Genomic DNA, 22,999 nt, shown 5'->3' with positions numbered 1-22,999 from the left:
AAAGGATATGCAAAAACAACGTATGAGCGGGCAAAATCAAAAAACAGATAAACGGATAGCATGGCCGATCATCATCATGAACTTCACGGGAGTGTATGACTACGAGGCGTTTGCCTGGAACAATAAATTTATATGGCTGGATTGTCGTCATCTTTATGGTACAGATGGCTACTGTGACAGGGAGGGGGCTTTGGCTTTGAAGGGGATGATTGCTGATTATCCGGCGGAGGGAGTCCATTTCATCGATTCAGGCAATTATCATTATTTGACTAAATTCTGGACAGACAAACTTGAAACTCCGTTTTCGCTGATTGTGTTCGACCACCATCCCGATATGCAGCCACCGTTGTTTGACAACATACTTTCTTGCGGAAGTTGGGTAAAGGATATATTGGACCATAACAACAACTGCAAGAAAGTAATTATCGTAGGTTCTTCAGACAAACTGATACAGGCTGTGCCGAAAGGATATGAAAGACAAGTTCGGTTTTACAGTGAAACTACGCTCATGCACGAAGAGGGTTGGCAGAACTTTTCTTCCGGACATATCAACGGACCGGTTTACATTTCCATAGACAAGGATGTCTTGAATCCGGCTTCGGCAGCAACAAACTGGGATCAAGGTTCTCTCAGCTTATGGGAATTGGAGAAACTGCTGGCTGTTATTCTTCAGAAAGAACAGGTAGTAGGCATTGACATCTGTGGGGAATGCTCCACAACACTCAATCTTTTTGAAGAAAAACGGGAAACCGTCATGGATAGCCGGGCAAACAAAGAATTGCTCAGATTTATCCGGTCATCCTCCGGCCTTCAATAGAATTAGTTTTTTTGTTATTATAATTATCATATAAAAATAAAATAATTTAGCTTTATGGAAACAATTGTTCGTAGAATTGGACTTGTTGCACACGATGCAATGAAAAAAGACATGATAGAGTGGGTTCTCTGGAACTCGGAACGTCTGATAGGACATAAATTCTATTGTACGGGTACAACCGGTACACTAATTAAAAAAGCCCTTGAAGAAAAACATCCTGAAATCAAATGGGATATCACAATCCTGAAATCTGGTCCTTTAGGAGGTGACCAGCAAATTGGTTCGCGGATCGTAGAAGGAGAAATAGACTATCTGTTCTTTTTTACAGATCCGATGACACTACAGCCGCATGATACGGATGTGAAAGCATTGACCAGACTGGCTGGAGTTGAAAATATTGTTTTCTGCTGTAACCGTTCGACTGCGGACCACATTATTACGAGTCCCTTATTCACTGACCCAACTTACGAACGTATTCACCCGGATTACACCAATTACACGCAGCGTTTTGAAAACAAGGGAATCATATCTGAAGCAGTGGAGCAAGTGAAAAAGCGGAGGAATAAAAGTGAGAATAACATTTCTAAATGAACTGTAATAAGTAGTAGAATATTTATAAGGCTATCTAAGAAACAAGTTGTTTACATCTTTCAGAATAGGTATCAGCTGAATAGTAATCTGCTAAGTTTGTGTCAAAACGTTGGCACAAACTCTTTTATATTTTACAGTTCTGCTATATTTTCTTTTGGCTATGCTGCTTTTTCCAGGGGCAGCGGATTTTTCCGGTTGGCAAGCTTTCCTTTAAGCGTATAGCCTAGCCAGTCTGAACATGAAGAATTTCAGATCAGCCACCCCTCTAAACTGGCTTCGAAGAGCTTTGATTTTAGCATTGAACGACTCCGCTGAAGCATTTGTCAATCGTTCTTCAAAATTTTAGGGGAAATACCTAAAGATACAAAAAGCCAACTAATTCGCAATACTTTTAGTATGAATTAGTTGGCTAATTTTATAGGATTTACTGAATATCCCCTAGTTAAAACAGCTATGCACAATTCCTTTTATTCCGTTTTCAGGTATATGGCATACAAATTGTCAATAATACCATCTGCTAAGCCAATGACCGGAACATGGATATACTCAGCTTTGACAATACCTGCAATTATCAGAAATATCTCAGCGGCGGGAACAATAACATCTGCACGGTCAGTTTTCAGATTAAATTCTTCCATGCGCTGTTATACCGGCACCACGAGTGACCGTTTCTCCGGATGGTATGAATTTGAAGTATCAACATAAAATCGGATTGTTATGGAAACCGTATGTTTTGAAAGGAAGGCGTTCGAGGAATTTGCCATGAAAATCGAACGGTTCATACATAGGGTGGAGGGAATCCCCATCTGGATTTGAAAGGCGTGAAGAGGACGGCTGGCTGGCTCGACCACCAGGATGTCTGCCTGAAGCTGAAAATCAGCAAGCGCACCTTGCAGACCTTGCGGGATAACGGCACGCTCGCCTATACCAAGATAGGCAACCGTACCTATTACCTGCCGGAAGACGTGGAGCGTATCGTCACGAAAGTGGAGGACAGACGCAAGGATGCACGCTACAGGGGGCACACCATTTGAAGGAATTGAACTGAAGTATCAACAAAAGACAAATGAGCAGTATGTATAATAGAGTTTATATCGAATAATTGATTAAAGCGTTCTTTGATTTATCTTTGTGATCTAAAAAGTTCAATTGATGTATTACGACAAGATTCGCCACCGTCATAGCCAAGTGCTTGCTGCGACAGGATTAACTCCTGCTGAGTTTGACGCTTTGCTAATAACTTTCAAGTACCATTGGGATGAATATTACAGCCATTTTACCTTGGAAGGTAAAATGCGCCAACGTATATCTTACAACAGTGTTGTCTCTGATTCAGGACAAAATGTTCTTCATATTGGTATATCTGAAGACCAATCCCCTTCAGGAACTCCATGCTATTCAGTTTGAGATGACCCAGCCCCAGGCCAATAGATGGATTCACCTTCTTTCTGAGATTCTCCGGCGTACATTGAAAACGCTTGGTGAATTGCCTGACCGTAACTCCAAACGTCTGATACACATTCTTCAAGGGTGCGAAGAAGTCTTGTTGGACGGAACCGAGCGACCTATTCAGCGTCCTTTGGATGAAGACTGGCAGTCTGCATGCTATAGTGGTAAAAAAAACTCATAGCATAAAGAATAACCTGTTATGTACTAACAATCTTCGGATTGTATGGTTGAGCTCCACATACAAAGGTCATGTCCATGACAAAAAGATTTGTGATGAAGAACCTCTTCTACTTCCCAAAGGTATTAGGCTCTGGCAGGATACAGGTTTCATCGGACACAAACCGGATGGAGTTGAAATATGCATGCCCAAAAAGAAACCTAAAGGGAAAGAGCTTACTTGTGTTGAAAAACAAGAGAACAAGCGGATTTCCGGAGTTAGGATTAAAGTGGAGCATGCCATAGGTGGTATGAAAAAATGCCGTATTGTCAAAGAACGATTCAGATGCCATAAATTCGGTTTCGAAGATATGGTGATTCTTATTGCTTGTGGATTACACAACTTCAGAATCAGTCACAAAATGAGTCATATAACAAATTAATCTATATAATGTTTAATGAATTGAAAACGAAAGACGATGCGTGGATGCAGTCCATCCACGAGCGTATCGACCGGCTGTCGGCGATGATTGACGGCATTTTCGGAGATGGCGCGGTTCCGCCAAAAGAAGACGTGTACCTGTGCGACAGTGAGGTGGCGTGTATGCTGAAAGTCAGCCGCAGGACATTGGGCGAGTATCGGAGCAACGGCACGCTGCCTTACTATGTACTTGGTGGCAAGGTCTTGTACAAGAGGAGCGAGATCGAGCAGGTGTTGGAACGGGAATATAGGAGTGTCGGCAAGGCGCGGGGAAGCGGATGAAGATTCCATTTACCTGTTTTTTACGCACTTGTACAGGCTGCGGGCATTAAGACTGTCCGCATAAAGGCTGGACGTTTGCGTGCGCCAGCCACAGACTGTTTTTTAGAGGTGAGGGAGTTTGCCGTCTGGAAAAAGAACCTCTTTTTGGACTTTGGCACAAAGTCGTCCCCTGCCCGGTATCAGACTGTAATTCCTGTATGCAATCCTTTTCTGACTGTTCTCGTAACAGTCTGTTTCAATCCTGCCTGACCTTTGTTTACTTTTCATAAAGAGACTGTACCGCCTTTGTGACCGGGATATGAAACCGAAAGATTGTTTTTGACGGTTGCTAAAAAAGAAAAATCAAAGGTGTTTTGCATGTTCCGTAAAAAATCGTACCTTTACATAAAGTGAGTTGCACATCAACGCAATTGATGCAAGTATGTAGAAACCAGAACGGTTGCCAACTCGTTACCTCGTTTTTTGATGATCCGCATAAACTTTTATTCTTAGCGGATTATGTGATTCTTTCAAAAATAATCTCTATTTTGGGAATACGGCTTTCTGAATATCGGAAATTCTATGTGCCTGCCGTTTTACATCCCCTCCCTACAATCTACAACGACATGCTATCAGAACACTTCCCCATAAAATTTCTATTTTTCCTGTGAAATTATTCTCTTATTCAAAAAAAATAGTATCTTTGTCCTATAAAAGTTGTTCATAAGTATGAGACTGTAAAGTACTGAAATTAGCACAATCTCCAAATCGTTACCTTAGACTTTTCAGAACTTCCATAAGCGTTTGTCTTTCAAATTAATCCATCAAATTGATAAGAATTTAAAGTAAAATAATCTCCCTATGAAAGCTGGAAATATGGATCAAGTCAAAAAGTGTGTGGGCATAATATTTTGAAAAAAATCGGGTTACTTATTATTCTTGGAGATTTAAATATCATATCACAAACAAAGGGAAGAATAAGCCGTTTCCCAAGGTCGGCCAAGGTATTTTGAACGGAAGATTATTACAGTCTGCGGCAATGGACTGTACAGTCCACTATAGCAGACTGTACGGTCCACTGCAACGGACTATACAGTCCGCTGCCGGAGACTGTAGTAATCCGACGGACAGACGGGCATAACCGAAAGGACGAAAACGCTTGGTCCGGCTAATGAAACGGCTTAGGAAGCTCAAAAACGCATACAGGGATTGAAAACCGGAGTAGACAACATCAGGGGACAGATGTTTGATTCATATGTTAAATTCTTCATATTCAGGCTGGCTATGCTATACGCTTAAAAGAGAGCTTGCCAACCGGGAAAATCTGCTGAGCCAGCAAAGGTATATGCATGAAGGGAATTGACAAAACTTAATCCCCCAAGAATTACAACTGAGCCATACAGACAATTAACCAGAATCGCATAATCGCTGATAAAGAGAAACTAAAACAGCATAAGCATAACGCAAAGGCTCGGCAATACAGAAGTTCACGCCTAATAAATCAAGGTGTTTGTCCTCAATGCGGAGGACATCTCATTTTGAGGAAAGGCAAGTACGGCACTTTCTATGGATGTTCAAACTTTCCCACATGCAAGTTTACCATAAACTCATAAATAGCAATCCTTGTTTTATATAGTATCAGAACATAAAACTAAACCCTTTCTTTCGTGATACATTGAATCGTTCAATTTCTATAGAAAGTGATTTCTTCAACTGCCTTGCCATAAAGTCCAAAAACGGCTGATTAGTTTCTTCATTCTGACATTGGCGCAGGGAAAGAATATATTCTTCTCTATCTTCTTTAAATATTTTGGTCGGAAAAAGGTGATAGCAAAATTGGATGTAGTTCATCAGTAATCGAACCGTTCTTCCGTTGCCATCCACCCACGGATGAATAGTTACTAAATTAAGGTGGGCATTAAAGCTCAATTCGTATTGTTCTCGAAGTGTTCCCATTTTTTTTTGCTTCTCTTGAAGAATCGCACAAAGTTCATCCACCTTAGCAGGAACTTTCAAATAGTTCATATAAGAATGTCCACCAACCCCAGCCGTAACACCACATAGACGGAACTCTCCTTTAGAAGAATCAAAAGAGCCGCCCAACACACTGTGAACGCTGCCAGTAGTACGCATCAACATTGCATTCAACCTTTTCAGAAAAGCAGGAGTTATAGGTACAAGACTGCCTGATTCAGTTTTGGCAAGTTCATACGCTTGCTTCAAATCTTCATTCATCAGATGATGCACAAGCGGTTTCCCTTTCGCTGTTACTCCCTCGTCAAAGAGAAGCTGCGTATCAAGTTCGGTCAACGTTGAGCCTTCTATGGCTGTGGAATGGGTAATGAGAGAATAAAGGTAGTACTTGTCATAGTCCACCGCTTCACTGATACCAAGTTTTTGAAACTTCTGGTACAACAGTTCTATTTCTTGCCAAACACCTTGTTCCATTACTTTTATTTAATAGGCTTTATTTCTTTTCAAAGGTAACTTATTTATTACGTTCAACCAAAAGAAATAATGACTTACTGCTATATTTTTTGCACGTGTGGGGAAAATGTGGGGAAAATTCAAGCAAAAGAAAAAGCTAAGTATTGAATTATCAAATACTTAGCTTTCTTTCTTGTACCCAGACCCGGTACAAGCCATAGAAATCATAGGAAAATAAAAGAATTTATCTTCCTTATTATCAACTATTTGAATATTTCCTATTTTCTCTATTTTTGCCATATTTTGCCCATTTTCCGTTATTCAGTACACTTTTAGTACACTTTGAAATATCATTTTCTTTTGTACCTTTGCAATATTGGAAAACAAAAGAAAATCAACTATTTAGCGTAATCACCCGGTTATGGTACCTAAATCGGGATAAAACCTCTAAACAATGGCAAAGTTAGAAAATAAAACGAAAGAAAACCCCAAGTTAGAGCAAAATAAGCTCTCGGATGGTAGAATCAGCCTTTACTTAGAGTATTATTTAGGTAGAGAGGAAAAGCCCGTATTAGATGAAAACGGCAATCAAGTGTACTATGATAGTGGAAAGATGCAAGGTAAGCCCAAGTTTGCAGTAAAGCATAACAGGCGAAAAGAAAACCTTAGTCTGTATCTGATAGATAAGCCCCGTACCCCTGCGGAACGCCAGCAGAACAAAGAAACATTGGAGCTTGCCACAAAGATACGTGCGGAGCGTGAGCAGGAATTTAAAGAAAGTATGTTGGGCTATCGGTTGAAAAAAGATAGAACGGTCAATTTCTTAGACTATTTCCAAGCCTATATCAACAGTTATACCAAGAAAGATATTCGCATGGTACAAATTGCGCTTAGCCGTTTTAAGGACTTCTTAAAAGAGCAATACCCCATGAATGAGTTTAGTATCAAACCGGAACTTATCACCAAAGAAATGATGGAGCAGTTTGTAGCCTATTTGCAATCCCGAAGTGTGGGTGAAGGTGCTAAAAGCATTTACCAGCGTTTCAAGAAAGTTATTCGATATGCGATTGACCACGATGTAATGTTGAAAGACCCATGTAAAAGTGTTACCTGTAAAGTGGATAGCCAAATGCTTCGAAAAGATGTTCTTTCTCCCGAAGAAATACAAAAGTTGGCGGCTTGCCATTATGACAACGAGAACCCGAATGTCAGACGGGCTTTTATCTTCTGTTTATACAGTGGTTTGCGTTTCTGTGATGTAAAAGACCTTACCTATAAGAATGTGGATTACGCTAATCGGTTATTGAAATTTGAACAAAGCAAGACAAAGGGACATTCTGCCAGTAGTGGTGTGGTTATTCCCCTGAATGATGGTCTATTGTCTATCATTGGTGAAGCCCCGGCAGATAAAAACTGTTTGATATTCGATTTACCTACTTACGAAAGTTGCTGTAAATCAGTAAAGCGTTGGGTAAAGAGAGCCGGGATAGACAAACATATAAGCTGGCATTGTGCCCGGCATTCGTTTGCCGTGAACATTCTGAACAATGGGGCAAATATCAAAACCGTAGCCAGCCTTTTAGGGCATAGCGGATTGAAGCATACGGAGAAGTACACCCGTGCGGTGGATAAATTGAAAGAGGAAGCAATAAACAGCTTGCCCGAACTAAAGTTTTAACCATAAAAGACTTATCTTTGTAACTATGAACTTTGAAGCATTAGTAAAACATATCAGCACGATACAGAACACGTTGCAGGCACAAGCCGCACATGCTGTAAACCTTGCCCTTACTTCCCGTAACTGGCTTATGGGTTGCTATATTGTAGAATTTGAGCAGAACGGAGAAGACCGTGCCGCCTACGGTGAACAACTGTTGAAGAAGCTGGAACAACGACTGAAAACAAAAGGTCTGAATGAACGTAGATTCAGGGAATTTAGACGGTTGTACCTTGTTTATCCACAACTAAAAGAACCTGTTACACAATACATTGCATCACAAATTCAAATTCGGCAGTCATTGACCGCCGAATTCACTGAACCAATTCGGCGGTTGGTGACCGCCGAATCTGAAAATGGAGTTTGGAAACTATCAACAGAATACCCACAAACCGAAACATGGATGATTCCGGCTGATAGATTATTCAATAGATTATCTTCCACCCATTTAAACACTATATCGGGAATTGAGAACCCGGTAAAACGTGCTTTCTATGAAATGGAAACCATTCGTGGCTGCTGGTCTGTAAAGGAGTTGGAGCGACAAATCGCATCTTTATATTACGAACGTAGCGGACTATCCAAAAACAAAGAAGCCCTCTCCGCTTTAGTCCAGCAACAAGCAACCTTATTACAACCTAAAGATGTTATCAACACCCCTGTTACTTTGGAGTTCTTAGAGTTGAATGAACGTGCATTGGTGACAGAAACTGATTTGGAACAAGCCATTCTTGACAACCTGCAACACTTCCTGTTAGAAATGGGACATGGCTTCTGTTTTGAAGCCCGGCAAAAACGTATCTTGATAGACGAGGATTATTTCTTTGCCGACCTTGTGTTCTATCACCGCATTTTGAAATGCCATGTTATTGTAGAATTGAAGATAGATAAGTTCCGCCATGAGTACGCTTCGCAACTAAATATGTATCTGAACTATTTTAAAGCGGAAGTGATGCAGCCGGATGATAACCCACCTATCGGCATTTTGCTCTGCACCGAAAAGGGAGATACCTTGGTTAAGTATGCCACTGCCGGGTTAGACCCAAATATTTTTGTGCAAAAGTATAGGATAGAACTTCCAACAGAAGAAGAAATAAAAGTATTCATTTCTTCCTCAAACTATGAGAGTTACAAACTTTAAAATTGGCGAAAAGAAAAAAGATTGTTTCTTCTTTCGCCAGCACATATATTTTGCAGGCTACAAAAGTTAGTTTGGTACGTTTTGGATATATATACAAAAGCACAAACTAAACTCACAATAAAGTAGATTAAAAAAAAGAGAAGATGTTTTGATAAAGTCAGGAATCTATTTTCCCTTTTTAAGAGAACAACTCACGAGGTTATTCTATATTTTAATTGCAATTAGTTTATAGTATGGAAGATTTTAACTCACAATATGCCAACCATTCGAAATTAGAACAGCTAAAGCAGTTCATTTTGGAACATGGTACTTATATCGAACTCAAAAAGGGTGAACAATTCACTATTCAAGGCAAAGTGAATCATCGGGGAGCTTATATCGAACACGGCTTATTGAGATATACTCGTGTGGATGAAAAAGGGAATATACATATAGTAGGATATACTTTCTCCGGAGAGTTTACAGGAAGTTTATGCACACTTATAGAGCCTAATCAACCGTCATTAGTAACAATTGAAGCCGTTTGCGATACAAAGATTTGTTATATACCCTATTTAAAAGTAGAGGAATTCTTTGCCACAAATGTAGAAACCATGCAAGTAAAATGTACTCTTATTGAACAATCATACTTATTAATGTATCATAGATTAATAGATATGTACTGCAAGACTACGGCAGAACTGTATCTTGACTTATTGAATAGATGCCCCGATATTCAAGAGTACATTACGTTAAAGGAGATTGCCTCTTTCTTGCAAGTCACACCGGAAACAATCAGTCGCATACGCCGTGGACTGAATAAATAGCTTACGACAATGAAAGATTTTAATTCATACCTCGACAATTTAGACTATTCCCTCGTAAAAGATTTATTTCATGAAAAAGGGAAGCAACGTATATACCACAAAAAAGATTTCTTTATTCGTCAGAATGAAATATCACGTTTTGCCGAATGGGTAGAAAACGGTACATTCCAATATACATATATTGATGGAGAGGGTGAAGAACACATTGTTGGATACGCTTTCACCAACGAGTTTGTATGTGACTATTCTTCTTTAATGAGAAGTGGCTTATCGTTAGTAAATATTCAAGCCATAACAGAGTGTTCTGTATATGAAATATCCCGTCATGACATTATTGAATATTGGGAAACGGATATGAAAACTCAACGATTCGGAAGGCATGTGGCAGAGAGTCTATTTGAAATGGTATATGAACGATTACTTGATTCATATTGTACGCCTGAAATACGATACAGGAACTTGATGGAACGTTGTCCTAACTTGAAAGAAGTAGTTCCTTTGAAAAGCATCGCTTCATTCTTAGGGGTTACACCGGAAACCATTAGCCGCATACGCCGCAAGTTAGAGATATAACTCACCTTTTAACAATTGTTATATTGGGGTCTTGATAATTGTCAAGACCTTTTTCCTCCACCTTTCATTACTTTGCACACATTGATTAAAAACTATTAGTATGATACGGAAATTAATGAAAGAAGAATATAAAAATGCTATAAACTTATCCTATCAAGTATGTATAGAGTGTGGCATTAACGATTTTACGGAAGAAGGGATTGAAACCTTTAAAAGTTTCGTGTATGACACATCGTTGATGAATACGCTTGACATATATGGGGCTTTTGACAATCATTTATTGATAGGAATAATCGGTGTACATCGGGAAAGGCAACATATATCCCTCTTCTTTGTCTTGCCACACTATCATCGGCAAGGAATAGGAAAATCGTTATTTGACTATATGATGAGCAATTGTAATTTTACTTATATAACAGTTAATTCTTCAACCTATGCAGAAACTTTTTATACATCTTTAGGCTTCAAAAAAGTGGGTAAAAAAGAGATTAATAAAGGTATTGTTAGTATCCCTATGAAGAGAAATATATAATTATTGTCAATCACTTAAAATAGAGATAAGATGAAAAAGAAAATTACTTTATGTATGGTGCTTTCCACATTCATTATTTGCGCCATGTTATGTCTGACAAATTGTAGTAACGATGATGCCCCTACTTCTGTCTTCACCCCCGAAGCCCTGAAGCAAACTACTTGGCAAGCGCAAATGACCGTGTACAATATCGAAGATGAGATAGACTACACAAAACAATCCATTCTTCAGTTTACTAACGAATCAGAAGGCATTTATACAAGGACGAACGAAGAAGACGGATATATGTGGAACACAGATTTTACTTATCAAGTAAATGGAAAAATCATCACGTTCGACAACATAGCAGGTCCGTGGACAGTGATGGAATACACAGGAACACATCTCGTAATGGAAGCCTATAATCCCAATAAGATGGTGTGGACGTTGGAGAAGATGTATTAACCTAAAAATAGCGGATATGAAGATTTCAACAATTCTCTTTTTCTGCCTACTAATGACAGCTTGTATGCAGACAAAATCCTTTCACCGGACAAACGGCTGGTACTACGTAACATCACAGACTACAGACAGCCTTTCACAAACACCTTTCCTTACTGTTATGGATTTCGATTCTTTACGTTTGGAAACTGATGCTTTTGGACACTCGGTCATTACCGGTGTCTTCCTCCAAGATAAATTGCCTATATGGAGAGAAGCCACAACAAAGAGTGTAGGAAAGTACATCGCTTTCGTTTTCAATGACACGGTGATAACTGCTCCTCAGGTTAATAGCCCCATAGAAAGCGGATGTTTCCAAATTTCCAATCCGCATGGATATGATTTGGAACGTATCTTTAGGGAACTACAAAAAGAAATTGATATATCAAGGTTTGGAAATTAAATGTTAACTGGAAAATGGGAACATTAGGTTGCATAAATGATATGCTACAACGGGACAAAGAGAACCGTGAGCTTCGCAAGTTGAATAGAGACAGGATGAAAGAACATCACAAATATCTTGTAGGCAAAGGTAAAAATGCTGATTTATCCAATGTTTCCATTGAAAAGATAGAAGAAATCCGTAAAAAAACCATAGAAAAGGAGCAATCAGACCAAATATATATGTTTAGGATATATATATTTCTTACAATATGCCTTTTAGTGCTATTTTTATTGGGATTACTTTGCTATAAACTATTTTTCTAAATTCCCCCAAAACAACAACTTGCGGATTACAATATTATGAATTGAAATAAGCCTTTTCCTAAGTCTCGCTAAGGCTTATTTTTTATATGAATACATACATGAATCTAATTTTAGAACAGCGATTTTTCCGCTTATTGTCGGAATATTCACAACGTAAAGTTTCTGCATCGGAGTTTACAGAAGCTATTGAGGAATTGGCTACGCATGTAGCCGATTTTGGTATCAACGAACAGGATTACAGTATTTTACTTCGCTATTTTTCCTTTGGTTTACACCGTCTTAAATCGTATCGTGTACGGTTTGAGCAAGAAAAAAATGCCCTATTTGCATTTAATTGATGAAGCGATAGGACTTTTGAACACTGAAATACGCCTTATTGAATGGCGCATCAAATACCCGGAACAACTACAGCAACGCATCAATAAACAGCCCCTTTCCCCTCTCTACCTCGCCGACAAAACAACCCTTATCAATATCATGGAAGTGGTAAGCGGCTTATTCCTCTCCAAAGACATCGTTTATCAGAACGGTAAACCTGCCTATTTAGTGGACTTATCCAAAGGTTTTGAATGGTTGTTTAACATTAAGATAAGCGACTGCCACCAAAAACATGAGGACGTGATAAAACGGAAGCCGGGCAAACTCACCGAATTTCTTAATGGACTGGCAAACCTAATCAAAAATGAACATGATAAGAAAGGATATAGATAATCAGCAACTTATGATTTATTTATAGGGGACTCCATTAGTTCTCCTGTAATTTCTTTGTATCCGTTTTTAGAACTTTGCTTCATCAATCGATTGACAAACAAAATGTATAATCTGAAAAATGAAGCAATTATGTATATAGACAATGACGAATTTGGTGGATGGATGCAGAAGCTGTATGCCAAACTGGAAGAACTCTGCAAAGATGTACGGGTACTACGCAATGCAGACAGGGTACTGCCCGAAGATGATAACCTATTGGATAATCAAGACTTGTGCCTGCTGTTCAAAGTAAGCATCAAAACCCTGCAACGCTACCGGGCTATCGGTGCGTTGCCATACTTCACTATCAGCGGAAAAGTGTATTACAAGGCTTCCGATGTCCGGGAGTTCATCAAGGAAAGGTTCAGCGTCACCACGCTACGCCAGTTCGAGAAAGAACACTGTACGAAGAAAAAGAAGTGAATCTGAAAAGCCGGAACGGTGAATGTGCTTCATCCATCCCGGCTTTCCCCGTTTATGGCTTACCCAGCTTATCAGCTTCTTTCTTTAGCTGTTCGGCTTGCTCGTTCAACAGCCTTGCACGTTCCAGTGCTTCCGCCTGCTTTTGGATGCGGTATTCAAAATCCATCACTGAATCGGTCAGACTTCGGATAAAGCCGTTATCCCGTTGCCATTTGAACTTGTTTTCCAGTATATCAAAAGTTTCCCCGTCTGCCTGTCCTTGCATCAGCAAATAGCGGTATTTCATATCGTTGTCCTGTAACTGCTGCATACGTTCAGCCAAACGGATATTCAAGAATATGGAAACGGAACAGATAACCAGCACTGCCGAAAAAAGGAACAATCCCGGACGAATCCAAGAAGCGACCTTGTTGCAAATCCGTTGATAGAGCGGTAAGGGTATAGCTTCCTCTTTATCCGTCTTGCAAGAGCCCAAAGCATCAAGCATTACCTTGAAACAACGGTAGGTTTCCAATACTATTTTCTTGGTGTCCTCGATATGTTTCTGCTGACCTTGCATCCTATTCCTTATCTCGTCAAGCTGGCTTCGGATAGCCTGCAAATCCTTTTCGGGAACAGCCGGGTTACTGTGCAATTCCGACAATGCCTGTTCGATTGCGTTCAGTCTTTCAAGAGTTTCCTCCCGACTGGCTGGCGTTACCTGTGCTTCCTGCTTCTCTTTCAATTCAGTAACCATTGAGAGAAGCCCCTCTAAAATCAAATTTTTCTCCATGTGTTTACAAATTAAGTTGTTTTTTCTTTTTCTTCTTCTTTCTTAAATTCAAGTTTGGTTCTTCATCCGCAGGGGGTGATGAAGCGGTGAACAGACTGAGTGAGCCAGTTATCAACGGACTGTCAGTCTTTCCCTGTGTCGGCAATGGCTCCCGAACGGGTGTAAAAGCTGTCTGCCGTTGATTTCCGACCGTATTCAGTCCTGCATCCCCGAAACATTTATCCAGTTTGGAGAAACTAAAATTGCGGTCTATCTCCGAACCCTTGAACGTGTATTCGCCTTTGGAAAAGGAAACGCCCTGTATCTCGCCCGTCTGCCCCTTGTACTTGAACCGGACAGTAATACCCTTTTCCGCTAACCGCTCCTGTAACTGCCGCCAGTTCTTGAACTTCCCGATTTCGTTCTTTACAGCCGTGTAAATCTCGTATTTCGACTTGTCCGGCTCTTTCAAGCGGTGCTGCTTTACCTGTTCTTTTCCACCAGCAAAATAAAGCCCGTGTTTGGTTTTCAGCTTCTTGCATACCTGCTCGTTACGGTACATATCGTTCCTGTCCGAAATGGTCTTGCCGTTGTTGTCTATGCGGTTGAACACGATATGCACATGTGGGTGTTCCCGGTCTTGATGGCGCACGATGATATACTGCGTATCGGTGATTTTCATTTCACGCATATACTCCTGCGCAAGCTGTACCATCTTCTCGTCTGTCAATTTGGGTGCATCCACTGCCGAATAACTTAACGCAATATGTCCGACAGGCTTCTTCAAATCGGGATTCATCCCGGTCTGCATACAGAAGCTGCGGATTATATCGCCCCGGCTTTCAGTCAGAACCCCGTCCGCATGAAGCAAAACCGCCTGCTCCTTACCAAGCACATAGTTCACACAGCCCTTAAACCCGCTTCCCTTTTTTATTTTTCCAATCATCCGACAACTGATTTATAATTTCGACAATCCTGTTTTTGAGTTTCACCAGTTCCACCGCCACCAGTGCGAAACCTCCGGCATTCGCTCGGTGCGCCAGTTGGTTGATGTTGTTGGCTTCCCCTGCCAGCTTGCGGATGGTGTCCGCATCCTGCCTATTCAGCCGGGGTATGACCTCTGCCGAAACAACCGCCTGCCGGACATACTCACTGACACGCAACCCGGCTTCCCCGGCTCGCTTCCTGATGGCATAATACTGCAACTCGGTCAGCTTCGTGCTGACTACCCGTTGCTGCTTCTCTATCCGTTTCTTTGCCGGACGTCCCCCCGGCTTATCCTTTATATTCGTCATAGGTTTTTACATTTAAATGGTATCTTAAAAATTGCGACCAACGGGAGAAATTTTCTTTGCTGTCAAGCAAAGCAAGGTAGTTTCGGTTTACCGAAACATAACCTTGCTCTCCAAATTAAACCGCCTGTCGCTGGTAATCCTGCCGGACTAAATGCCCCTGCCCCTTTTCTGTCTTGGGGCGGCACGTTGTCCGGTTTCCTGCTTTATCTCCTGCGCTTGGCTGGTGCTGTTCTTCTGTTCCTGCTTCCTGCCGCACAGGTAATCGTTCAAGTCCGAATACCCCCTGTAATTGCCCGAGAAGTCACGCACACGGTAGGAGTATTCCAATTCGATAGCCCGTGTCGCTTCATATCCTGCCTTGTCATTGTCAAGCATACAGTGGATGCGTTCATACGGGTACAGCACGTCAATAGCTTTCGGCACATTGACAGTAGAGTTGAGTATGACATAATCCTGCCTGTCAAGGTCGGGCATGGTCGGGCAGTTCTTCATCCGGAGCGTGAGGAAAGAAAGATAGTCCATAAAACCCTCGAATACCAAACACTTCTCTCTCGGCTCTCCCTGCTGCCGTATATGGGTGATGTCTTTCGGGGCGATGCAGCCTTTGAAAAAGGAATTGCGAACCTCGTAACCTCCTGCTATGTTCGGGAAACCGATAGCAAAGAACGGTCTGCCGTTATTGGTAAAATGGAGTTCCTTACATTCTCTTTTTGCCAGTTCGATATTGATACCCCGTCCCTCCAAGTAACGGAGCAATGCCGGATGGGTCAAGTCACGGACTTCCAAATGTTGGAAACTCGGTTCTGTCCTACGCTGGGGAAAAGAAAAACTGACCGGGCGGACGTGCGGTGTCTGTTCCGCTATCCGGTTTAACAGGTATGGCAGGCTGTCGGAGCAATAGAGTTCCTTTGCCAGTGCGATGATGTTGCCGCCCTTGCCTGCGCCAAAGTCATACCAAAGGTTGCGGTCAGTGTTCACCTTGAAAGACGGTTCGTGTTCCTCCCTTAACGGTGATTTGTACCATAAGCCGTTACCCTGCTGCTTGACAGGAGAGTAACCTAAACTATGCAGATAGTCTGCGATGGGTATTTGTTTCACATCTTCGATGTTCATAACATTTTCTTTTTTGGGGATTAAAAAATAGTTGAAAAGTGCGCCAGTCCTGTTTAGTCCGTTATATATATACCCGTACCATACTAAACCTGCCTGTTCCGATACAGGGAAATAGTAAGTCCGTTCCTCTTATATATACACCCGGACTAAACCAAACTGACTTTTAATAATGGAAATCGGGATTATAGCGGTAGCCCTTGCCCTCTTTCACAATCATGCGCTTGTTCACAAGGAACTTGTTCAAATCCACATGGATATTGCGTCCACGCTTGTAGCCGATACTTGCATAACCCTGTTTCAAGGTCTTTAGGACATTCTCGTAACCATATATGACCTGTTTGCCAAAACCGTTTTCCAAAGCTGTCCTGTGCTGTTGCTCCGTCAGTTCTGCCAGTGGAAAGCCCCTGTCTTGGCTGGGTTGCTTGAATACATAACCGTCCACGGCTTCGGGCAATGCGCTGTCGTTGATACGGAATGCGAACGGGTCAAACTCCCGGTCACGTATGTGCATCGCCTTTACCTCGCTTATGTTGCCGTCCTGCGTACTTTTGGTAATTTGCAGGACGGTTTCAGCCTTATTGTTCAGTTCCGTACCGATATGCCCCCTTGTGTTGTCATCCCCCTTGTTCAAATGCAGTACGGTATGGATATGCAGGTTATATCCGCTTGACCAGCGCATCAAGAGGTTGATTAGGTCAGTCGATTCGCTGGGGCTGTTGATGTCATACATCAAGTCACGGATTCCGTCAATGATGAGCAACCCCACATCGGGCATATTTTCAAGCATATAACCGATAATCTGTTTCCGCTTATCGGGTGTCTGCTCCCTTAGCACGATGAAAACAAAATCGTCCCTGTCCTTGTCGGTAGGCAGTCCGGCAAGCCGCAAAATACGCTCCATGACCTTGTGGCAATGGTATTTGCTCTGCTCGGTATCTACATAGAGGATTTTCCGTTTGTTCGGTGGCAGGTATGCCGAATACTTCAATACCTCGTCATTCTTCAACGCTGCCGCAACGATAGCGGAAATGTTGAATGTCTTTTTGCTCTTGGCTTTACCCGTGGATGCACTGAAATTACCCAACGTGCCAATGGTAGAGCCGTTCACCCAGAGTATTTCGGGCGGCACTTCGTAAGTGTCCGTCACCTTTAGATGAATGGTTTTCCAAAGGGCTGCGAAATCCTCTTTCTGCATGGTGATGTCCTGCCCGGCTTCTGTCGCTTTTCTATTTTCCATAGCCGTTATTTCTTTAGAGGACGGTTAAGGATATACTTCTGCGCTTCCTGCTCTATCTGCGCCTGCGTCTTGACCGGGTTCTGACGCAACCATGCTTCCAACTCCGCTTTCTCAAAATAAAGCATTTTGCCCTGCGGCTTGTAATGGGGTATCAAGTTACCCGAAGTCAGCTTGTACAGGTAACTTTTAGAAAGGTTCAAGAACTTGCTCGCTTCATCGAAGCTAAGCACGTTCTTTGAAAGGAACAACATCTTTTCGAGTTCGGAAACTCTTAACTCTAAATTTTTTTCCATATTGTTTAGGAATTTAGGTGAAACAATATGAAGGTGCGCACCCTCGTTTTTTTGTTAACGGGGGCAAAGTTAAGAGCTTGAAAATGAAGTCTAATTGACCTTTGTTTGAGCGTTCAATCTATGCTCAACCTTTTTGCAGTTGTTTGATGTATTTGTCTATGATTTCATATCCTTTCGGATAGATGTTTTTCGCTTGGTCTGTCGCACTCGACAGGTCAGTACGTGTAAGCGGTTCACCTTTTATCTTCTTCAATATCAGTTTATTGTTTGCTATGACAGACTGCCATTCATAAACGATGTAATTATAACAGCTAAGTTGCATCATAAGATAGGCTAACGGACGGGTATTATTAACTTTCAATACCCCATTCAGTTTGCAGTTGAAAAAATCGGTAAGTATTTTGGCACTGACGGTAGTAGTAAACATATTCGCTTCATTCACACAGTCGGTCAGAAGTTTGATTTCATTAGCTTTCAACGTGGACTTGAAAGGATTGCTTTTGCCCACAATCTTGGTTGGATTAGTATCTGCACTTTCCTCTTTCTCTTTTGGCAAGGCTTGCTCTTGGATGGCAACCGCATCTGTATGGTAATTGCTTTCCTGTTCTTGCAGATAGCGCAAATATTTGGAAAGCACGACAAGATTAACGATAATGGACAAATAAGGAAGCCGCCCATCATAACAGGACGGTTCATGCAAATATGCATCCATATCAAAATCAGAGCAGCGGAAACCGATATACTTTTTTCTTTCATCAGAATTCAAGTCCTCAAAATAACCACTTTCCCACAAAAAATCGGGAATATCCATGTCCAATACAATGTTACGCACGACACGGTATTTTTGTTGGATGGCTACAATATTTTCAGTCACACGGAAAATTTCTTGTCGCAAATAATCCTTTAGCTGGGCTTGCGTCAAATATTCACGTTTTAAAAATAGTGCATCTACTTTAGTTTTATAGTCATGAGCTATACAACTATCTAATATCTTCTGTATTTCTCTGAAATTGGTTTCTATATGATTTTCCATAATCGTGTGCCTTTAAACGTTCTTACTACAAATATAAGGTAAGAATCTCACTTTTCCCGAAAACATCGGCAATAATAAGGAAGAAAAGATAGGATAAGCGTTAAGAAATTATAAAGATATGGGGAAGAAAACTATTAAAGTACACCTTTTCTTTGTATTCGTCATTCAGTACACATTTAGTACGCCCTATAAAAGCAGAAAACCCTGATAATCAGGTGATTATCAGGGTTTATTCGTACCCAGACCCGGGGTCGAACCGGGATGGAAGTGAATCCACTGGTGTTTGAGACCAGCGCGTCTACCGATTCCGCCATCTGGGCATCTCTTGAAACATTGTTTGTTTCTCGATTGCGGTTGCAAAGGTACGACTTTTTTTCATACCTGCAAACTTTTCGGCGTTTTTTTTCAAAAAAAGATAAATATACCATCATTTATGGTAGATTGAACAAGAAAAATATAAAAATAAGCCTTATATTAGCACAAACTTTAAAACGATTCAATATCATGACGAACAGCAATAACTATTGTGTGATCATGGGGGGAGGTATCGGAAGCCGATTTTGGCCATATAGCCGCAAAAATCTCCCTAAGCAATTCCTTGATTTCTTTGGTACAGGACGTTCTCTTATCCAACAGACATTAGACAGATACAAGAAAATCGTCCCATTAGAAAATATATTCATAACGACCAATGTACTATATAAGGAATTAGTCCAAGAACAACTTCCCGAATTAAAAGAAGAACAAATTTTATTGGAACCGACAAGGAGAAGCACGGCACCATGTATTGCATGGGCTTCCTATCACATCAAAAAAATAAATCCCAATGCAAATGTCATCGTTGCACCATCTGACCACCTGATTCTAAAAGAAGAGGAATTTAAAGAAGCTATCATAAAAGGATTGGAGTTTGTTTCACACTCCCCACAATTACTTACCCTGGGAATTAAGCCCAACCGCCCGGAAACCGGTTACGGTTACATACAAATAGATGAAGAAAAACAAGGAGATTTCTTTAAAGTCAAAACCTTTATTGAGAAACCGCAATTGGAGTTTGCCAAGGTATTCGTCGAAAGTGGAGAGTTTTACTGGAATTCCGGAATTTTCCTTTGGAATATCAATACAATTATCAATGCCTTTAACGAAATAATGCCGGAAGTATGCTCCAAATTATCTGAAGGCGAAGAAGACTTTGCCTCATGTCCCAACATATCTATTGATTACGGCATTATGGAAAAAGCAAATAATGTCTTTGTACAACTATGTGACTTTGGATGGGCTGATTTGGGAACATGGAGTTCTCTCTATGACGTTTCGCCAAAAGACGTAAATGAGAATGTAGCAATCAACGGTAATTCCTTATTATATAATTGCAAACAGAATGTTGTTGTAGTACCGGAAGGAAAGTTGGCAGTACTTCAAGATCTTGAAGGCTATTTGGTTGCTGCAACCGACAATGTGCTGCTTGTCTGCAAAAAAGATGATGAAAGTGCCATCCGTAAATTCGTTAACGATGTTCAGATTAAACTAGGCGATAAATTCGTATAACAACAGAAGTACTCCGGAGTCTATATAACAAAGGGCGCATCTTTCAATCAAGATACGCCCTTTTTATAATATAATAGAAAAAGAGGATTACTTACTTCAGGCCTTCCCAGGCTTCATTAATTGTTCTAGCTATCTCAACAAACTCTTCGTTAGCAAGTTTTAATTTAGGATTTGAAAAAATCATATCCGACTCCTTTTGAATTGGAATTAAATGAATATGAGCATGAGGTACTTCAAGACCAATAACAGCTTCTCCTACCTTCTTACATGGGAAGGATTTCTGTATAGCCAATGCCACTTTCTTTGCAAATACATGCATAGAAGCCAATTCATCATCCGCCAAATCAAAGATATAATCCACTTCACGCTTAGGCACTACCAATGTATGTCCTTTTGCCAACGGATTGATATCCAGAAAAGCGTAAAAGTCTTCATTCTCAGCTACCTTATAACTGGGAATCTCACCAGTAATAATTTTACTAAATATTGTTGCCATATCTATGAGTATTAAAGAAGGCAGACCCGCACGAAGCGACCCTGCCTTATACATTAAAACGAAATGTTTACTACTTCCAAACTGATTTTTCCCTGAGGGATAGTAATTTCAGCTACATCACCCACCTTTTTGCCTAATAAGCCTTGTGCAATCGGTGTATTAACAGAAATCTTACCCAATTTCAAGTTTGCTTCGCTTTCAGCCACGATAGTGTAAGCCATCTTCATGCCTGTTTTAGCGTTCTTCAATTCTACTTTACTCAAAATCTGGACTGTGTCATTTTTCAGTTTCGACGTATCGATAATCTTTGCATCACCAATAGTAGTTTTCAACTGATTAATTTTCATTTCCAACAAACCTTGTGCTTCCTTTGCAGCATCATACTCTGCATTTTCCGACAAGTCTCCTTTGTCTCGAGCCTCTGCGATAGCCGATACAATTTTGGGGCGTTCTACTGACTCCAAATATTTCAACTCTTCCACCAATTGTTTGTAACCCTCTTCTGACATATAAGCCATAATGTTTTCCTCCTTTTTAATTATTATATATTTTTCATTGTTTATATTCACTCCTATAAAAACAAAAAGAATTCCGACACTGAATATGTCGGAACCCTCTCTATTATTTTAAGTTCTGCAAAGATAGTTTTTTAAACAATACGAGTCAAGTATAAAACCATGCTATGTAACATGTTTAAACAAATCCGACTCATTATTATGTTTTTACAAGAGTTTTTTGATAGATTCTTCCAAATTAGTAATTGTTTCACCACGTGCACTTAATTCGTTAGCACGGTTCACCAAGAACACAGCAGGCAAGTTAGTCACACTATATAATGTAACATACTGAGAATATGCTCCATTAGCGTCACGCACACAAATCCACGGCAAATTATCGGAAGACGTCTTCCAGAAATGTTCATCGGCATCCAACGAAATCTGGTAGATTTCCAGGCCTTGAGATGCATACTTATTATATAACTCGCGCAAAGCCAAATTATGAGCAGCCGACATAGCATTATTATAAACCGTAAAGTCAATCAATATCACCTTGCCTTTCAAATCCGTCAAACGACGTACATTTCCCTTGATATCTTTCAACTCAATATCAATGATGGTAGCCTCTTTTATCTTGTCCTGCGGAATATCCAGTTCTGTCTGCCGCGGAGTCCGTGTATTCTTCATACCTTTAATAACCATATTATAAAGGTTGCGAGAACGGTCTGCATGCGGATAAGTATTATTCAGACTGGTTGCCACAGCTGCAAAACATTTAACATCATCTTTATTGGTCAACGGATCAAAAAGCATATACCCATTCAAAGCTTGGAACAAAGCAAAATATGCATAAGTCATATTAGGAGCCGCAAAAATATATTCACGTTTCACTTTATTCTTATAGTTATTGACCATTGACACCAAACTGTCTTGAGCAACCCCGGCCGGAATGTTACGGTTATGCGCCAGTTGATCCACCCGTTTTTGCAAATCAGCCAACAATAATACCAATTCTTTTATTTTCGTATTATTTTCCGATCCTTCAATAGAATACCCTGTTGCAAAGTCATTAGCTCCGGCCTTTACGGTCAATGTCTCAATAGAGTCAACCGAGAAGTTAATCACCTTATTATCCAGACGCAAACGATAGAATTCCGGTGACTCGGGACGCTTTCCACTAAAACTGAAAATTCCGTTACTTCCCAGTTTCGCAGAATCGAGTGCCACAATACCATCCAGTCCCGACGCTTCAAAATACAAAGTCTTATTATCGGCACCGCTAATCTCACCTGAGACTTTAAATTTCGGTTCATTATCGCAAGCGCTCAGTACCATCAACAGAAGTGCGAGCAAAAAATATACATTCTTTTTCATCGCTAAAATTAATATAATGTGTGTTTTCTAATAAATTTCTGCTGCAAAGA

Annotated in this window: 28 protein-coding genes, 1 tRNA gene and 4 pseudogenes; 19 read left to right on the top strand and 14 right to left on the bottom strand. The window is 40.6% G+C overall.

The window, feature by feature from the left end; translation table 11 throughout:
* Positions 1-7: 7 nt before the first annotated feature.
* Both HMPREF1534_RS01850 and HMPREF1534_RS01855 read left to right on the top strand, forming a co-directional pair.
* Positions 8-817, top strand: coding sequence for an arginase family protein (locus HMPREF1534_RS01850; protein ID WP_005944363.1), 810 nt, complete (start codon positions 8-10; stop codon positions 815-817).
* Between the two features lie 54 nt (positions 818-871).
* Complete coding sequence (locus HMPREF1534_RS01855) at positions 872-1,408, top strand: methylglyoxal synthase (protein ID WP_004295275.1); 537 nt, start codon at positions 872-874, stop codon at positions 1,406-1,408.
* A 210-nt stretch (positions 1,409-1,618) separates the two neighbouring features.
* Here HMPREF1534_RS01855 and HMPREF1534_RS20130 read toward each other — a convergent pair.
* Together HMPREF1534_RS20130 and HMPREF1534_RS20745 are read right to left on the bottom strand one after the other, a co-directional pair.
* Positions 1,619-1,747: pseudogene (locus HMPREF1534_RS20130) on the bottom strand (transposase); the annotation flags it as partial.
* A gap of 128 nt (positions 1,748-1,875) precedes the next feature.
* Positions 1,876-2,052, bottom strand: a pseudogene (locus HMPREF1534_RS20745) (Ppx/GppA family phosphatase); the annotation flags it as partial.
* Between the two features lie 73 nt (positions 2,053-2,125).
* Here HMPREF1534_RS20745 and HMPREF1534_RS21295 point away from each other — a divergent pair.
* The 5 genes and pseudogenes from HMPREF1534_RS21295 to HMPREF1534_RS21290 all read left to right on the top strand — a co-directional run.
* Positions 2,126-2,442: pseudogene (locus HMPREF1534_RS21295) on the top strand (helix-turn-helix domain-containing protein).
* Between the two features lie 224 nt (positions 2,443-2,666).
* On the top strand, positions 2,667-3,038 hold the full coding sequence (locus HMPREF1534_RS0119350) for a helix-turn-helix domain-containing protein (RefSeq protein ID WP_005641938.1): 372 nt from the start codon (positions 2,667-2,669) through the stop codon (positions 3,036-3,038).
* Positions 2,992-3,456 carry an IS5 family transposase gene (locus tag HMPREF1534_RS21420; RefSeq protein ID WP_005650024.1) on the top strand — a complete coding sequence of 155 codons (465 nt, stop codon included), beginning with the start codon at positions 2,992-2,994 and terminating at the stop codon, positions 3,454-3,456. The genes HMPREF1534_RS0119350 and HMPREF1534_RS21420 overlap by 47 nt, the downstream gene beginning before the upstream one ends.
* Before the next feature lie 8 nt (positions 3,457-3,464).
* Positions 3,465-3,776 carry a helix-turn-helix domain-containing protein gene (locus HMPREF1534_RS01865; protein ID WP_004295270.1) on the top strand — a complete coding sequence of 104 codons (312 nt, stop codon included), beginning with the start codon at positions 3,465-3,467 and terminating at the stop codon, positions 3,774-3,776.
* 1,376 nt (positions 3,777-5,152) lie between these two features.
* A pseudogene (locus tag HMPREF1534_RS21290) lies at positions 5,153-5,368 on the top strand (topoisomerase DNA-binding C4 zinc finger domain-containing protein); the annotation flags it as partial.
* 25 nt (positions 5,369-5,393) lie between these two features.
* Here HMPREF1534_RS21290 and HMPREF1534_RS01870 read toward each other — a convergent pair.
* On the bottom strand, positions 5,394-6,203 hold the full coding sequence (locus tag HMPREF1534_RS01870; protein ID WP_005944355.1) for a Fic family protein: 810 nt from the start codon (positions 6,201-6,203) through the stop codon (positions 5,394-5,396).
* Positions 6,204-6,636: 433 nt separating this feature from the next.
* On the opposite strand from HMPREF1534_RS01870, the gene HMPREF1534_RS01875 reads away from it, so the two are divergent.
* The 11 genes from HMPREF1534_RS01875 to HMPREF1534_RS01925 all read left to right on the top strand — a co-directional run bounded on the left by HMPREF1534_RS01875 (position 6,637) and on the right by HMPREF1534_RS01925 (position 13,312).
* Complete coding sequence (locus HMPREF1534_RS01875; RefSeq protein WP_005944350.1) at positions 6,637-7,860, top strand: site-specific integrase; 1,224 nt, start codon at positions 6,637-6,639, stop codon at positions 7,858-7,860.
* A gap of 25 nt (positions 7,861-7,885) precedes the next feature.
* Positions 7,886-9,040, top strand: a complete 1,155-nt coding sequence (locus HMPREF1534_RS01880) for a PDDEXK nuclease domain-containing protein (protein ID WP_005944347.1) — start codon at positions 7,886-7,888, stop codon at positions 9,038-9,040.
* A 233-nt stretch (positions 9,041-9,273) separates the two neighbouring features.
* Entirely contained in the window at positions 9,274-9,846 is a 573-nt protein-coding gene (locus HMPREF1534_RS01885) for a Crp/Fnr family transcriptional regulator (protein ID WP_005944344.1), read from the top strand.
* 9 nt (positions 9,847-9,855) lie between these two features.
* Positions 9,856-10,419, top strand: coding sequence for a Crp/Fnr family transcriptional regulator (locus HMPREF1534_RS01890; RefSeq protein WP_005944341.1), 564 nt, complete (start codon positions 9,856-9,858; stop codon positions 10,417-10,419).
* A gap of 100 nt (positions 10,420-10,519) precedes the next feature.
* Positions 10,520-10,951 carry a GNAT family N-acetyltransferase gene (locus tag HMPREF1534_RS01895; RefSeq protein ID WP_005944338.1) on the top strand — a complete coding sequence of 144 codons (432 nt, stop codon included), beginning with the start codon at positions 10,520-10,522 and terminating at the stop codon, positions 10,949-10,951.
* Positions 10,952-10,981: 30 nt separating this feature from the next.
* Entirely contained in the window at positions 10,982-11,395 is a 414-nt protein-coding gene (locus HMPREF1534_RS01900; RefSeq protein ID WP_005944336.1) for a hypothetical protein, read from the top strand.
* A gap of 16 nt (positions 11,396-11,411) precedes the next feature.
* A complete protein-coding gene (locus HMPREF1534_RS01905) occupies positions 11,412-11,834 on the top strand; it encodes a SecDF P1 head subdomain-containing protein (RefSeq protein ID WP_005944333.1) in 423 nt (140 codons plus the stop codon).
* Positions 11,835-11,848: 14 nt separating this feature from the next.
* The gene (locus tag HMPREF1534_RS01910; RefSeq protein ID WP_004323652.1) at positions 11,849-12,139 is read left to right on the top strand and encodes a hypothetical protein; all 291 of its coding nucleotides are present in this window, start codon (positions 11,849-11,851) and stop codon (positions 12,137-12,139) included.
* A 98-nt stretch (positions 12,140-12,237) separates the two neighbouring features.
* On the top strand, positions 12,238-12,477 hold the full coding sequence (locus HMPREF1534_RS01915; protein WP_080720260.1) for a hypothetical protein: 240 nt from the start codon (positions 12,238-12,240) through the stop codon (positions 12,475-12,477).
* Positions 12,431-12,850 carry a hypothetical protein gene (locus HMPREF1534_RS01920; RefSeq protein ID WP_004323654.1) on the top strand — a complete coding sequence of 140 codons (420 nt, stop codon included), beginning with the start codon at positions 12,431-12,433 and terminating at the stop codon, positions 12,848-12,850. The genes HMPREF1534_RS01915 and HMPREF1534_RS01920 overlap by 47 nt, the downstream gene beginning before the upstream one ends.
* Before the next feature lie 129 nt (positions 12,851-12,979).
* Positions 12,980-13,312, top strand: coding sequence for a helix-turn-helix domain-containing protein (locus tag HMPREF1534_RS01925; protein WP_004323655.1), 333 nt, complete (start codon positions 12,980-12,982; stop codon positions 13,310-13,312).
* Positions 13,313-13,364: 52 nt separating this feature from the next.
* On the opposite strand, the gene HMPREF1534_RS01930 is transcribed toward HMPREF1534_RS01925, so the two are convergent.
* The 8 genes from HMPREF1534_RS01930 to HMPREF1534_RS01965 all read right to left on the bottom strand — a co-directional run bounded on the left by HMPREF1534_RS01930 (position 13,365) and on the right by HMPREF1534_RS01965 (position 19,354).
* Entirely contained in the window at positions 13,365-14,084 is a 720-nt protein-coding gene (locus HMPREF1534_RS01930; RefSeq protein WP_005944331.1) for a hypothetical protein, read from the bottom strand.
* A 4-nt stretch (positions 14,085-14,088) separates the two neighbouring features.
* Positions 14,089-15,009: a relaxase/mobilization nuclease domain-containing protein gene (locus HMPREF1534_RS01935; RefSeq protein WP_005944330.1), complete on the bottom strand. Its 921-nt coding sequence runs from the start codon at positions 15,007-15,009 to the stop codon at positions 14,089-14,091.
* Entirely contained in the window at positions 14,975-15,358 is a 384-nt protein-coding gene (locus HMPREF1534_RS01940) for a MobC family plasmid mobilization relaxosome protein (protein ID WP_004310825.1), read from the bottom strand. The genes HMPREF1534_RS01935 and HMPREF1534_RS01940 overlap by 35 nt, the downstream gene beginning before the upstream one ends.
* Positions 15,359-15,505: 147 nt before the next feature.
* Positions 15,506-16,471 (bottom strand): toprim domain-containing protein, encoded by a 966-nt coding sequence (locus tag HMPREF1534_RS01945; RefSeq protein ID WP_005944329.1) that lies wholly within the window; start codon positions 16,469-16,471, stop codon positions 15,506-15,508.
* A 163-nt stretch (positions 16,472-16,634) separates the two neighbouring features.
* Complete coding sequence (locus HMPREF1534_RS01950; protein ID WP_004323659.1) at positions 16,635-17,708, bottom strand: AAA family ATPase; 1,074 nt, start codon at positions 17,706-17,708, stop codon at positions 16,635-16,637.
* A gap of 5 nt (positions 17,709-17,713) precedes the next feature.
* On the bottom strand, positions 17,714-18,001 hold the full coding sequence (locus HMPREF1534_RS01955; RefSeq protein ID WP_005944327.1) for a helix-turn-helix domain-containing protein: 288 nt from the start codon (positions 17,999-18,001) through the stop codon (positions 17,714-17,716).
* Between the two features lie 124 nt (positions 18,002-18,125).
* On the bottom strand, positions 18,126-19,034 hold the full coding sequence (locus tag HMPREF1534_RS01960; RefSeq protein ID WP_005944325.1) for a hypothetical protein: 909 nt from the start codon (positions 19,032-19,034) through the stop codon (positions 18,126-18,128).
* A 236-nt stretch (positions 19,035-19,270) separates the two neighbouring features.
* Positions 19,271-19,354: transfer RNA gene (locus tag HMPREF1534_RS01965), tRNA-Leu, on the bottom strand.
* A 184-nt stretch (positions 19,355-19,538) separates the two neighbouring features.
* Here HMPREF1534_RS01965 and HMPREF1534_RS01970 point away from each other — a divergent pair.
* Entirely contained in the window at positions 19,539-20,582 is a 1,044-nt protein-coding gene (locus tag HMPREF1534_RS01970; protein WP_005944323.1) for a mannose-1-phosphate guanylyltransferase, read from the top strand.
* A 91-nt stretch (positions 20,583-20,673) separates the two neighbouring features.
* On the opposite strand, the gene HMPREF1534_RS01975 is transcribed toward HMPREF1534_RS01970, so the two are convergent.
* The 3 genes from HMPREF1534_RS01975 to HMPREF1534_RS01985 all read right to left on the bottom strand — a co-directional run bounded on the left by HMPREF1534_RS01975 (position 20,674) and on the right by HMPREF1534_RS01985 (position 22,949).
* A complete protein-coding gene (locus HMPREF1534_RS01975) occupies positions 20,674-21,078 on the bottom strand; it encodes an HIT family protein (protein WP_025066923.1) in 405 nt (134 codons plus the stop codon).
* A gap of 53 nt (positions 21,079-21,131) precedes the next feature.
* On the bottom strand, positions 21,132-21,596 hold the full coding sequence (gene greA / locus HMPREF1534_RS01980) for a transcription elongation factor GreA (protein ID WP_005944318.1): 465 nt from the start codon (positions 21,594-21,596) through the stop codon (positions 21,132-21,134).
* A 204-nt stretch (positions 21,597-21,800) separates the two neighbouring features.
* Complete coding sequence (locus HMPREF1534_RS01985) at positions 21,801-22,949, bottom strand: DUF4369 domain-containing protein (RefSeq protein ID WP_005944315.1); 1,149 nt, start codon at positions 22,947-22,949, stop codon at positions 21,801-21,803.
* Positions 22,950-22,999 lie beyond the last annotated feature (50 nt).

The sequence above is a fragment of the Phocaeicola massiliensis B84634 = Timone 84634 = DSM 17679 = JCM 13223 genome (assembly GCF_000382445.1).
Taxonomy (GTDB): domain Bacteria; phylum Bacteroidota; class Bacteroidia; order Bacteroidales; family Bacteroidaceae; genus Phocaeicola; species Phocaeicola massiliensis.
The sequence above is the reverse complement of the archived record's forward strand: the minus strand, read 5'-3'. Positions and strand labels throughout refer to the sequence as shown.